The organism is Rufibacter sp. XAAS-G3-1, assembly GCF_013623775.1.
Taxonomy (GTDB): domain Bacteria; phylum Bacteroidota; class Bacteroidia; order Cytophagales; family Hymenobacteraceae; genus Nibribacter.
On the sequence record NZ_JABFAM010000005.1, the window covers coordinates 143,732 to 156,524 of the forward strand.

General features: G+C 52.8%; 13 protein-coding genes. 6 read left to right on the forward strand and 7 right to left on the reverse strand.

The features are described from left to right. The 7 genes from HHO50_RS04945 to HHO50_RS04975 form a co-directional block, all read right to left on the reverse strand. Complete coding sequence (locus HHO50_RS04945; RefSeq protein ID WP_181304896.1) at positions 1–1,044, reverse strand: ATP-binding protein; 1,044 nt, start codon at positions 1,042–1,044, stop codon at positions 1–3. Continuing rightward, complete coding sequence (locus tag HHO50_RS04950; protein WP_181304897.1) at positions 1,034–1,447, reverse strand: anti-sigma regulatory factor; 414 nt, start codon at positions 1,445–1,447, stop codon at positions 1,034–1,036. Before HHO50_RS04950 ends, HHO50_RS04945 begins: the two co-directional genes overlap by 11 nt. Further along, on the reverse strand, positions 1,431–1,829 hold the full coding sequence (locus HHO50_RS04955) for an STAS domain-containing protein (RefSeq protein WP_181304898.1): 399 nt from the start codon (positions 1,827–1,829) through the stop codon (positions 1,431–1,433). The genes HHO50_RS04950 and HHO50_RS04955 overlap by 17 nt, the downstream gene beginning before the upstream one ends. A gap of 11 nt (positions 1,830–1,840) precedes the next feature. Then, positions 1,841–2,728 carry an STAS domain-containing protein gene (locus tag HHO50_RS04960; protein ID WP_181304899.1) on the reverse strand — a complete coding sequence of 296 codons (888 nt, stop codon included), beginning with the start codon at positions 2,726–2,728 and terminating at the stop codon, positions 1,841–1,843. 347 nt (positions 2,729–3,075) lie between these two features. Beyond that, positions 3,076–5,487: an ABC transporter permease gene (locus HHO50_RS04965; RefSeq protein ID WP_181304900.1), complete on the reverse strand. Its 2,412-nt coding sequence runs from the start codon at positions 5,485–5,487 to the stop codon at positions 3,076–3,078. Positions 5,488–5,498: 11 nt separating this feature from the next. Next, entirely contained in the window at positions 5,499–6,188 is a 690-nt protein-coding gene (locus HHO50_RS04970; protein ID WP_181304901.1) for an ABC transporter ATP-binding protein, read from the reverse strand. 240 nt (positions 6,189–6,428) lie between these two features. After that, entirely contained in the window at positions 6,429–7,679 is a 1,251-nt protein-coding gene (locus HHO50_RS04975) for an efflux RND transporter periplasmic adaptor subunit (protein ID WP_181304902.1), read from the reverse strand. Positions 7,680–8,054: 375 nt separating this feature from the next. On the opposite strand from HHO50_RS04975, the gene HHO50_RS04980 reads away from it, so the two are divergent. The 6 genes from HHO50_RS04980 (at position 8,055) to HHO50_RS05005 (ending at position 12,533) form a co-directional block, all read left to right on the forward strand. Further along, entirely contained in the window at positions 8,055–8,591 is a 537-nt protein-coding gene (locus tag HHO50_RS04980; RefSeq protein WP_181304903.1) for a YceI family protein, read from the forward strand. 295 nt (positions 8,592–8,886) lie between these two features. After that, positions 8,887–9,597 (forward strand): pirin family protein, encoded by a 711-nt coding sequence (locus HHO50_RS04985; protein ID WP_181304904.1) that lies wholly within the window; start codon positions 8,887–8,889, stop codon positions 9,595–9,597. A 7-nt stretch (positions 9,598–9,604) separates the two neighbouring features. Further along, complete coding sequence (locus HHO50_RS04990) at positions 9,605–10,540, forward strand: ring-cleaving dioxygenase (RefSeq protein ID WP_181304905.1); 936 nt, start codon at positions 9,605–9,607, stop codon at positions 10,538–10,540. Positions 10,541–10,612: 72 nt separating this feature from the next. Beyond that, entirely contained in the window at positions 10,613–11,251 is a 639-nt protein-coding gene (locus tag HHO50_RS04995; RefSeq protein ID WP_181304906.1) for an alpha/beta hydrolase, read from the forward strand. A gap of 74 nt (positions 11,252–11,325) precedes the next feature. Further along, entirely contained in the window at positions 11,326–11,517 is a 192-nt protein-coding gene (locus HHO50_RS05000; RefSeq protein ID WP_181305249.1) for a GNAT family N-acetyltransferase, read from the forward strand. A gap of 41 nt (positions 11,518–11,558) precedes the next feature. After that, complete coding sequence (locus HHO50_RS05005; protein WP_181304907.1) at positions 11,559–12,533, forward strand: adenylate/guanylate cyclase domain-containing protein; 975 nt, start codon at positions 11,559–11,561, stop codon at positions 12,531–12,533. Positions 12,534–12,793: the final 260 nt, after the last annotated feature.

Sequence of the window (12,793 nt, forward strand, 5' to 3'; positions counted from 1 at the left end):
TTAGTCAGTAGCCCGTACCACCACTACCAAAGTATCATCGGTGGTGCGGGTGTTGTCTTTGTAGAGTACTGCCGCTATCAACGTAAGATCATGCCTGGTCAGTTCCGGGTACTTGGTTAAATCCCAGCGGCTTTTCAGGCCGTCTGAGTGCAGAATCATGAGATTGCCCCGTTCCCAGGTAAGCTGTTGGTCATTGAGGGTGTTGGGCATGCTCATGCCCAGGGTGCCATTGTAAGAAAGCAGGCTTTTGGGCTTGTCAGGCATGATAAGACGGCCCGCAATATTCCCGATGCCGCAAAAAAGCAAGGTGCCGTCCTCGGCATTCCAGTGCGCCAAAGCCCCTACGGCTCCCCGGGTTCTCTTGATGGCGGCATGTACGGCCCGCAGCATCTCAGAAGGGGCTTGCTTGGGTTGTTGCTGAAAGGCGTGGAGGGCGTTGGTGGCGGCCTCGTGGGCATGTTCCCCGTGGCCCAACCCGTCCAGCACCATCAGGTAAGCGCCCTGGTGCGACAGGCGCAGGCCCCAGCCATCGCCGCTTACCTTTTCGCCGGGTTTGGGCACCAGCACCGCGCCCACCTGAAACTTTTGCTCACTTCTGGCCGCCCCCTTAGGGGCTTTCCCCTTCCGGTAAATGCGGGAGAGAATGACCGTGCCTACGCCGCGTTGCGAGTAGATGTCAAAGAAGTCTGATTGCCGTTTGATGGCACCCAGGCCCTGGCCCATACTGCCAAACGTAGAAACGCCGTCTTCCATCATGCGCTGCGGGTCGCTCATGCCGGGGCCGTTGTCCAGGCAAAGCAGCTCAATGCCGCAGGCTTTCCCGTTCTCCTGGCAAATAGGTTTGACTAAAAGCTCACCGCCTTTAGAGCTGGCATGTTTTACCAGATTGGTGGCCATCTCGGTTACCACTAGGCTTACGCGGCCTACTTCGGCTTCTGAGAAGCCAGCGGCTTCGGCTATCTTTCCAATGTCACGCCGGACAATGTTTTGGAAGGTGCGGTCTGCGAGCGGGAAGTAGTGATGTTCAGCGAAATTAAAGTCCATTTTTCCACCGGATAATTGTGACCGTGGTGCCTTTGCCGGGTTCGCTCTTGATGTCGAACTCGTTTACGAGGCGCTTGGCGCCTGGCAGCCCCAGTCCTAAGCTCTTTCCGGTAGAATAACCGTCTTTCATGGCTAAGGTTACGTCTTTGATGCCCGGCCCTTCATCTGTGAAAATAAGGCGCACCCCGGGTATGCTGTTTCGGCTGACAATCTCTAGCTGCGTGATGCCGCCGCCGCCGTAGCGCAGCATGTTGCGCACCAATTCACTGGCCGCCGTAATGAGCTTGGTTTGGTTTACCAGGCTCATGCCAATCTTGGTGGCCAGTTCTTTGATCCGGTTCCGGAACAAAACAACGTCCTGTTCTTTCTGGATGGAGAGCTTCTCTTTAGACAAAACTATCATAGAGGCCTTCTTCGTCAGTGTCTAGTTGGCCAATTTTGGTGCGCAATAGTTCCATGCCTTGCTCCACGTCTAATGCCGTGTGTACGCCAGAGAGGGTAAGGCCTAATTCTACCAGCGTTATGGCTACCGCCGGTTGCATGCCTACCACTACGGTGGCGGCATCCATGATTTTGGACATGGACGCAATGTTACCCAAGATGCGGCCCATGAAAGAGTCCACAATGCTTACGGCAGAAATATCAATCAATACTCCTTTGGCTTCGGTCTTGCTCACCATGTTGATGAGGTCGTTTTCCAGCGTGAGGGCCAGCCGGTCATACAAATCCACTTGGATGGTTACCAGCAAGAAGGGGCCCATCTTTAAAATAGGAATTCTTTCCATGGAGCGGCTGGTTAAAACCCGAAGTTCTGTTTAGAGCCTGTCTGGCCGGTTTGCGCAGCCTTTGTCACCTGTATGTTCAGCATGGCGAAAGACATCTTCAAGGCACTGGCCAACGAGGCTTTGGTGTAGATGTTGGTAAGGTCAATGCCCAAGTGCACAATGGTTTGGGCAATCTCGGCCCTGATTCCACTGATGATGCACTCGGCCCCCATCAGTCTGGCGGCGCTTACGGTTTTGATCAGATGCTGGGCTACCAGTGAGTCAACGGTTGGCACGCCAGAGATATCCAGAATGGCGATGCGGCTACCGGTGGCTACAATCTCCTCTAACAGGGCTTCCATCACCACTTGGGTGCGGGCACTGTCTAAGGTGCCAATGATGGGTAACGCCAGAATGCCCTCCCACACCCGGATAACGGGCGTAGAGATCTCGCTCATCTCATTGGTCTGGCGCAGGATCACCTCTTCCCTGCCTTTGATGTAGGTCTCCATGGTAACCAGGCTGAGGCTATCCATGATTTTGTTCATGGCGATGATCTCTTTGTAAAGGATGGCTGGCTCTTCTCTGAAGCGCTCTTCCAGCATCTGGCTCAGCACCTCTTTCAGGCTCAGGATGTACGAGCTGGTTTCACGGGGAGAGAAGCCCTGGCGTGCCCGGGAAATAGAAATCTCGTTTAGAATATCATGAATGGGCTCATACCCGGCTGAGTCTGTATCTTCGGCCTGCGCAGAGGAAAAGGCTTTGAGCAGCGAGGTCAGGAATTCTTCTGATTGCTGCTGCAATTCTGCCACACTCATGAGATCATCCCGCAGGGCGGCATCTTTGGTCTGGTTGGCCATCCAGACCTCCATGATTTGCTTTTTCTTTGCTTTCAGGGCAGCGGCGCTTTCTTTATTCATAAGGGGGTTAGTTGTCGGTTGGGAAGACAGTGTAACGTTTTACGCCTCTTTTTCAGAAAACAGCCCATAAACGGTGGGTGCGAGGCTTGCGGGTAAAAGTAAGAAATAAAGCGTCTAAACGGGCGAGATACTTTTTTGTTTTTAGAGCATGTTTAAATTTTAGATTGGTAAGCGAGAATTTAAACATGCTCTTAGAAAAGCCCTTGCCTGCCAGCGGTAAAAACGAAAGTCCCCGCCGGGAAAACCAGCGGGGGCTTTTGTCCAGAGAGTGGTGAGCCAAACCCAGGCAGGTGGCTGCCGTTCTGTTTTGGGGCTGTTTTAGAGAAAACAGCCCTAAAACAGAAGTTCTACTCCGTCTTGAGCGCCCGTACCGGATTGGAGACCGCCGCCCGCAGGGCCTGTACGCTCACGGTAGTCAAGGCAATGAATAACGTCAACGCTCCGGCCGCTAAGAACACCCAATAACTAATGTCTATGCGGTAGGTGAAATCCTGCAGCCATTTGTCCATGAAGTAATAGGAGATGGGGGCGGCAATGACAAAGGCTATCAATACCAAGGCGGCAAAATCCCTGGAAAACAAGGCCACAATGCTGCCCGAGGAAGCGCCCAGAACCTTGCGCACGCCCACTTCTTTGGTGCGCTGGGTTACCATGAAAGACACCAGGCCGTACAACCCCAAACACCCAATGAGAATGGCAATGACTGAGAAGATCTTAAAGAGGGTAGCCTGCCGCTGCTCTTCTTCATAAAAGCCGGCAATGGTGTCGTCCAGAAACTCATAGTCAAACACGTCATGGGGGTAGGCGGTAGACCAGACTTTCTGCAGATGGGCAATGGCAGATTTGGCGTCTTTCAGCTCAATTTTGGCGTTGACGCAATAGTAGAAGTAATTCCAGGTTGACATGGCCACGGGGTCAATGGTCTCATGCAGAGAGCCTACGTGGTAGTCTTTCACCACCCCCACAATGCGGCCTTCATTCTGCCCGCCGTTCACTACCATTTTCTTGCCTAGGGCTGCAGGGGCGCTTTTTTCCCCTACCTGTCTCAGGAAAGTCTCATTCACCACAAACTCATTGATGGTGTCAGACTTCGCGTACATGCGGCCCGCTACCAGCGGAATGTTGAACGTCTTGAGGTAAGACTCATCGGCAAACCTGAAGTTCACGTTGAAATGGCGTTCTACGGAGTAATCATCATAGCTGAAAGACATGTTCATGGTCACATCTGCCGAAGGCGGTGAAATGGCAAACGTGGTGGATTTTACACCCGGGTGGGCTTCCAGTTGCTGGCGCAGGGGCATTAAGTCTTCTGCTTTCTGGGCGGGCAACGGAATGGTGACAATGGCCTCTTTGTCAAACCCCAGGGGCGCCGTTCTAAAGAACTCCATCTGGTCATGTACTACTATGGTGCAGATGATGAGCACCTGGCAAATGGTAAACTGCAGCACCACCAACGCCCTGCGCAGGGAAAGACCTGCGGTACGGGCGGTGGCCACCTTGCTTTTCAACGCCGAGATAGGTTTGAAGCCAGAGAGAATGAGTGCGGGGTAAAGACCCGCAAAAAATGTGACCAGAATGAACACCGCCGCTAAAAAGGCGGCGGCCGCTGTATTCTCCAGAAGGGAGAAGGTGATGTGCAGAGCCAGCAACTGGTTCAGGTACGGCAACAGTAACTCTGTGAGCACCACAGAAACCAGCAGGGAGGCAAGGGCAATGACGCCAGTCTCGCTAAGGAACTGCACGACCAGCTGGCTTCGGCTGGCCCCCAGCACTTTGCGCATGCCCACTTCCTTGGCGCGGCGCATGGCCTGGGCGGTGGCCATGTTCACAAAGTTGATACAGGCAATCAACACCAGGAATGCCCCAATGGTGGCCAGTGCCCACAGCGTCTTCATGCTTACGGTGCGGTCACTGTAGTTGGAGTATCCCTCATGAAAGTGCAGGCTGGAAAGGGGCTGTAGCGTAAACCATTCCTTTTCGCCAGGCCTGCGGACACGGTATTTGTTCGCGATTTCATTGATACGGGCCTCCGCTTGCTTGGCCGAGGCACCAGGGGGAAGGGCAAAATACACCTGCTGACTGCTATTGGTGCTGTTCCAGCCGCTTGTGCTAAACGTGCTTACCTCTTTGCTTACCTCATAGGGCACTAGCATGACAAAAGGAATGTCTGTGTTGGCGGGGGCGTCTGGGATCACGCCTTTCACTTGCAGGTTGGTCTTGCCATTCATGCGCACCACCTTGCCCACGGCATTCCCCTCGGGGAAAAACTTTTTGGCAATAGATGCTGTGAGCAGAACAGAGTTGGGGTCTTTTAGCGCTTGCCTTGCATCTACGCCGTTGGTGGCAAAGTCAAAGAGATCAAAGAAGTCAGGCTCCACAAACATGATGGAACCTTTCTCCCTGAACTTTCTGGGGGCTTGGGTAGTGTCGCTGGGAAGGATGGCGAAGGTGCCGCCCTCTTCCTCGTGCATGTGGGTTGCCGGCTTCAACTCTGGGAGCGAGGCCTTGAGGGCGGCCAGCAGGGGAACAGGGGTGCCCGCCGAGGTGTGGTGCCCATTCTGGTCATCAGAGTCAATGTTGATGCGGTAGATACGGTCTGCCTTGCGGTGGAACCTGTCAAAGCTCAGCTCATGCCGTATCACCAGAAACAAAAGCAAACTGCAGGTAATTCCTAGCGCCAGGCCCACCACGTTGAGGCTGGTGTAGCTCAGGTTGCGGCGCAGCGTGCGCACGGCCACCAATAGATAGTTCTTAAACATAGTAACCGCTATTACAGGATAGCCAGTTCTTTCACATTCTCAGAGATGATCTGCCCGTCAAACAGGTTCACAATGCGGTGGGCGTAGTCGGCATCGGTGGGGGAGTGGGTGACCATCACAATGGTGGTGCCTTGCTCGTTCAAGGTGCCCAACAACTGCATCACTTCCTGCCCATGCGCCGAGTCCAGGTTACCGGTGGGCTCATCGGCTAAGAGCAATTTGGGCCTGGCCACCACGGCGCGGGCAATGGCCACCCGCTGCTGCTGCCCACCCGATAATTGCTGCGGGAAGTGGTTGCGGCGGTGCGCAATCTGCATCTGCTCCAAGATCTGCTCCACGCGCTGTTTGCGCTCGGCGTTGCCCACTTTCAGGTAAATCAAAGGCAATTCCACGTTTTCATACACCGTCAGTTCATCAATCAGGTTGAAACTCTGGAACACGAACCCCAGGTGCTCTTTGCGCAGATTGGCCCGCTGCCGCTCACTGAATCTGGAGATCTCCTTGTCCAGAAAATAGAACTCACCGCTGGTAGGGTTGTCCAGGAGCCCGATGATGTTCAGCAGCGTAGATTTTCCGCAACCCGACGGCCCCATAATGGCCAGGAACTCGCCCTGTTTCACGTGGAGGTTCACATTCACCAGGGCAGTGGTTTCCACTTCATCAGTGGTATATTTCTTCTGAAGGTTGACGGTCTTTAACATATAGCTTACTTGTTGATTGTTAATTGCTTATTGTTTTTGTGAAGTGTGTTTCCCCTTGCAGGAACCCTGTCTATGGCCCGGATTTACTTCCGTGCCTTGAGGAGTTCTCTATATTGTAAGGCACGGAAGTAAATCCGCGGCATAGTTGCGTGCCCAATTCAACGCAGGACTCAGAACTCAGAACTGGAGCTGAGGTAGTCTGTTTAAGGGCTACTTTCTTAAAAGTAGCCCTTAAACAGACTACCTCAGCTCCAACTTGTCTTTGTCATTGAAGGCGTCATAAGAAGAGACAATCACCTGCTCGCCGGGTTTCAGGCCTTCCAGTACTTCGTAGTACTCAGGGTTCTGGCGGCCCAGCCGGATGTTGCGTTTAGCGGCTACTTTTCCCGTTTCATCCAGAACGTAGGCCCAGGCGCCGCCGGTGCTTTGGTAGAAACCGCCTCTGGGCAGCAGTACCGCCGGGGCCGGATCAGATAATTGGAGCCTGATTTGCAAGGTCTGGCCTCGCCTGATGCTTTCGGGCACTCTGCCAATAAACTTCATGTCTACCGGAAACCGGCCGTTGGTTACTTCGGAGTACACCAGAGAGATTTCCAGCGGATAGGTTTGGCCGTTGTAAGTGAAGCTGCCCTGCTGCCCGGCAAACACGCGGCTCACGTAGTGCTGGTCTAACTCGGCTTTTACTTTGAAACCGCTCAAGTCATCAATCTGGCCAATCACCTGCCCCGGCTGCACGGGCGTTCCCAATTCGACCTGAATAGAAGAAAGTTGCCCCGAAATAGGCGCTTTGATGTACAGGTTCTTGAGGTTGTCTTCCATCATCTGCAGGTTGCGGCTGGTGCGGGCAATGGTGGTCTCCAACTGGGCAATCTGCTGGCGGGCATTGTTCTCCTCAAACTTCTGCGACTCCAGTTCAATGGCCCGCTCGGCTTTGAGGCGCTCGTATTCTCTCCTGAACCCGAAGAACTCCTGCTGGGAGACGGCCTTGGCTTCATAGAGGGAGATATTGCGCTCATACACATCTTTGGCCGCGTCTACCTGCGCGTCCAACGTGGTTAGTCGGCGTCTTAGGTTAAATTTGTTTTGCTGGAGGCTCAGTTTAGAACTCTGCAGGTTGTTGATGAGGTCGTTCATGAGCGTTTCCTGGTTCATGAAATCCAGCACCAGCCGGTTGTTGGTCAGTTTGAGGATAAGGTCGCCTTGGCGCACGGGTTTGCCGCCTTCCAGGTACTTCTGGTCTACGGTACCGCCTTCCACGGCCGGAATCATAATGGTCTTGATGGGGTGCACCGTGCCGTCTACCGGAATAAACTCCTGAAAAGAACCCTGGCTTACCGAGGCGATGGTGGTCTTTTGGGTCTCTACGTTCAGCTTGGAGCTGTTGTCGGCAAAGGCGATAAAGTAAGTGACCAGTCCAATCAGAACAACAGCCAGCGCGTAGCCGGCAATCTTCTTAGGGGGCCAGCGCTTCTTTTCTATGATACGATCCATGGGAATACACTCAATTTCGGGTTACCTCTGCCAATTGCTGTGCCATTTTCATAAGATGCTGAGTAACAGCCGGTATTCAAGATTGCTGCTTTCAAATGTGTCCGCTGGCGTACACTTTTTGTTCATGCCCGCACAGCCTCCAGCTACAATGGACACTCCTGTTTTGAGCTGGTTTTAAGAAAAACAGGCCTAAAACAGGCTAGGCAGAGTAGTTGGTTACACGTGAGGTGCTAAGGCCTTGACAAACCATTAAAAATAAATTTGAAACTTTCGCCTTCTTATGTATGTATATACATTAAATGTACATACATTTGTCTTGTTCTCCCAGGGGAACCATAGAAACAATCATTTTCAAACAAAATAGAAAGTAAGATTATGGCAACTACAAAATGGGCGCTAGACCCAATGCACAGCGAGGTTCAATTTAAAGTAAAACACCTGATGATCACCACGGTGACCGGTTATTTCCAAAGCTTCAACGTAGAGGCCGAAACCGCCGATGAGCAGTTCACCAGCGCCGGCAGCGTCATCTTCACCGCCGATGTCAGCTCCATCAGCACCAACAACGAGCAACGCGATACGCACCTGAAATCTCCGGATTTCTTTGATGCCGAGACGCACGCGGGCATCCGGTTTGTGGGCACCAACTATGAAAATATTGGCGGTGACCAATACAAACTGCACGGCGACCTCACCATCAAAGGCGTGACCAAACCCGTGACCGTGCATGTAGAGTTCGGCGGTATTGTGGTAGACCCTTACGGGCAAACCAAAGCGGGCTTCACCGTAACCGGTAAAATCAGCCGCAAGGAGTTTGGTTTGACCTGGAATGCCGTGACCGAGGCTGGAAGCGTGGTAGTAAGCGACGAGATCAAACTGCAGGCCGAGATCCAATTGGTGAAACAAGCCTAGAGTGCTTCTTTGGGCAAGAGCCGTTTTAAAGGTCTTTTGCCCAAAGTAAGCTAAAAACGAACTTGGCTTAACTTGTTCATTCTTAGGCGATGACCGTACAACCCTTCAAAAAACGGGAGTCATATAAAAGTAATGATTTCCCGCGCCCGCGTCCCGCGAGTGTGGGTTGCCTGCGGCCTCTGGCCGCTTCTATTTCTATCCAATGCGGCGGGACACCGGAGTTATCTCACACTCGCCAGAGGCGAGCGAATGTTAGGTTTATCATTACTTTTCCGGGACTACCCCCAAAACGTGTATGCAATTTGAGCGCTATAATCCCGCAGACAGAGGCCTGAAAGACCTGGGCTGGTTGCAAAGCAATTTCATCTTCAGCTTTTCTGGCCATTACAATCCGGTGCGGGCGGGTTTCGGGTTGCTGCGGGTTTTCAATGATGACTATGTACAGCCTGAGAATGGGTTCGGTATTCATCCGCACGCCAACATGGAGATTATCTCTGTGATGCTGGCGGGCTCTATGAACCACATAGATTCTTTGGGCTACAAAGAGGTGGTGCACAAAGACTGGGTGCAGATCATGAGCGCGGGCAGCGGCCTTCGGCACGAGGAGCATAACGTGGGCCAGGCTGAGGTCAATTTTCTGCAGATCTGGATAGAGCCCAAGCTGCAGAACATCACACCCCGCTACCAGCGCCGGTACTTTCCGGAGGAGAAGCGGGTAAACCAATTGACCACCATCGTGAGCAACGAGGAAGGCCAGGGCCACTGCTGGATCAACCAGAACGCGAAGCTCTCCTTAGGCTACTTTGCGCAAGGCCAGCCGCTTTCTTATCAGTTCAAGCCGTTGAACAAGGCCGTGTTCGTGTTCAATATCAGCGGTACGCTCCAGGTGAATGGCCAGCCGCTACAGCCGCGCGAGGCCATTGGTATTTGGGAAACAGATCAACTTTATTTCACTTTTGAAACCGATAGCCGCTTCTTACTCATCGAGGTGCCTATCAATCATTGATACTACCATGGAAAACCAGATTTTAGGTCTGCACCACATTACGGCCATCGCCGATCAGGCCAAAAAGAACGTAGATTTCTATACCAAGGTGCTGGGCCTGCGTCTGCTCAAAAAAACCGTCAACTTTGACGATCCGGGCACCTATCATTTGTACTACGGCGACGAGAAAGGCAGCGCCGGTACCATCCTTACGTTCTTCCCGTACGAGGGTGCCCGCCGCGGCAGCGCCGGAACCGGGATGGCCACCAACATTGCCTACTCCGTGCCCGAGGGCAGCTTTGATTTCTGGATCGACCGTTTTGAGAAATACAACGTCCTCTACAACAAGCCCTCAGAGAAGTTCGGGGAGAAATACCTGACCTTCCTGGATCCGGACGGCCTGAAACTGGAATTGGTCATCCCCAAAAGCCACGATGCCCGCACCGCCTGGGAAACCGAGGAGGTGAAAGCTGAGGTAGCTACCAAGGGCTTCCATGGCGTGACCTTGACTTTAAGAGACATCCGGCAGACCGCCGGGGTCTTGACCGAGCTTTTGGGCTACAAACTGCTGGAGCAAAGCGGCCACCGTTACCGCTACCTCAACGAGAACGTAGCCGCCGCCGCTGTCATTGACCTGGTGCAACTGCCCAACGAAGCCCGCGGGATTGGCGGGGCCGGTACCAACCACCACATCGCGTTTAGGGTGAAGGACGAAGACGTGCTCCTGCATTTCCAGAAGAAGATCAGCGGCAGCGGCCTCAACATCACCAACAAGATTGACCGCAACTACTTCTATTCGCTCTACTTCCGGGAGCCGGGCGGCGTGCTGTTTGAGATAGCCACTGATAACCCAGGCTTTGGGATTGACGAGCCGTGGGATCAGTTGGGCCAACGCCTGCTGTTGCCCCCGCAGTACGAGCCGCGCCGCACCGATATTGAGGCTGTTTTGCCAAAACTGGGCTAAAAACGGCAATCGTTTTCATTTACTCATGGAGTGGTTTTCCCTTCAGACAGCCACCTTTTGACTTGTTAACCCATGTATACGCACCAGAAGAAAGTCATCACCCAGGGCAAACCACTGGCGGAAACCGGTAAGGCCCTGATCATGATCCACGGCCGCGGTGCCAGCGCGGAGAGTATTCTTTCCTTAGCCGAGCATCTGCCGGTAGATGACTTTTCGCTTTTCGCGCCGCAGGCCACCAACCATAGCTGGTACCCGTACAGCTTTATGGCACCCGCAGCCCAAAACCAACCGGCGCTAGATTTGGCTTTAGAGCAAATAGACCATGTAGTGCAAAGCATTTTAGGCGAAGGAGTCAGCAGCCAGGACATTTACCTGTTGGGTTTTTCGCAGGGGGCTTGTTTGACCGCAGAATACGCCACCCGCCACGCCCAACAGTTTGGCGGCTTGTTGCTGTTCACGGGCGGTTTGGTAGGCCAGCAGTTGGAACCTACCCAGTACCAAGGCGATTTTGCCAGCACTCCGGTGCTCATTACCACCGGTGACCCAGACCCGCACGTGCCCGTGGGCCGGGTGGAAGAGACCGTGAAAATCATGGAAGAGCGCGGCGCTGTGGTGACCAAGAAGATTTACCAGGGCAGGCCCCACACCATTTTGCAGGAAGAAATAGACCTGGCCCGGCAAATTCTTTCCAAAGCAGCAGCAAATAGCTAAATTGAGCCTAACACTAGCTGTCAACCCCATGGACTTAGCTCACTGCCAATAACGAGGCCGCCCGCCGTTTTGAGATCACACTAGAAGGCCATACCGCTTTCATAGACTATAAACTGCGGCTGGGCGTAATGACCGTTTTACACACCCAAGTACCAAAAGAGAGGGAAGGCCGGGGCATTGCGGGGGCATTGTCTAAGCGTGCGCTAGAGTACATGGCCGCATACCTCAAAAAGCCCCCCGAGTACCAGTATTTAGTCAAGCACTAATGTTAAAGGCTAAAATAAAGGTGAACGTTAACTCAGTGGCTATGCCCTTCCAAGTAGATTTCAAAGGCGAGAAGATTGTTCCGGTGGCAGAAGGGCAGTCTATTCTTGAGGCGTCCTTAGCCGCCGGTATCCCGCATTATCATGCCTGTGGGGGCAAAGGACAATGTACCACTTGCCGGGTGCTGGTACAGGAAGGAGAGGAGCATCTTTCGGAGTTGACCAGCTTTGAGAAAACCATCAAAGCAGTCCGGAAATTCCCAGATAACATCAGGCTGGCCTGCCAGGCACAGGTAACCGGCGAAGGCGTAAAGGTGCACAGGTTAATAAAAGACGATACAGACCGTTACATTTTCATTAACAGTGCTGAAGAGAACAGCACTGAGGTCATGGGAGTGCGTAGAAAGCTCGCGCTGTTTTTCATTGATATTCGCAATTTCACCCCCTTTATAGAAGCGCACCCCCCTTTTGATGTCATCCACATCATGCGTCGGATTTTCACCCTCCTGCGGAACGCAATTGAGCAGTATGGCGGTAGAATTATTGATACCGCCGGAGATGGCCTGTACGCGGTATTTGGCCTGGAATCCAAGATCAAGAAGGCGGCCGAAGCAGCCGTGTTGGCGGGGCTCAAAATCATGGAAGATGTGAAAATCTTCAACAACACCTACATGCGTCCTTACTTTAACCATTTCTTTGAAGTAGGCATTGGCGTGCACGTAGGCAGCGTGATTTATGGCAATGTGGGCATTGGGCTGAATAATAACTTGACCGTGATGGGCTACCCGGTAAACATTGCCGCCCGATTGCAAGCTGCCACCAAAGAATTGAACAACAGCTTTGTGATCTCTGAAAGAGCCTTCAGTCTTTTAAAAAATCCGCCTTACGTGACAAGTAGCGCCAACATCAATTTAAAAGGAGTAAGTAGTGCCTTTGAAGTAAGGTTGATTGGGAAGCCTTTTCAGTACATGGCAACATTCTCAAAGCCAGAACAGGGGCCGGTAGGCAATTCGGGCTAAGGTTTTGCTTTAATGATGTTTTCCAAGTTGATCAGGTCTGTTCTAAGCCCCTTTTTTGGAAAACAGCCCAGAAGTAGGGGCAATCCCGGGTGGTTGCCCATCGCGCATTTTGTTATCGTGCGAAAAAGGCACCACCAGGGATTGCCCCTGCATAGTGCAGTGTTCACCAGCGGACACTTTTTGTTCAGCGGTGAACACTGAAATGTCCGCCGGTTTTGTAAATTCACCCTGCCAGCCGCAAAAACGCATTTCCCTCCATC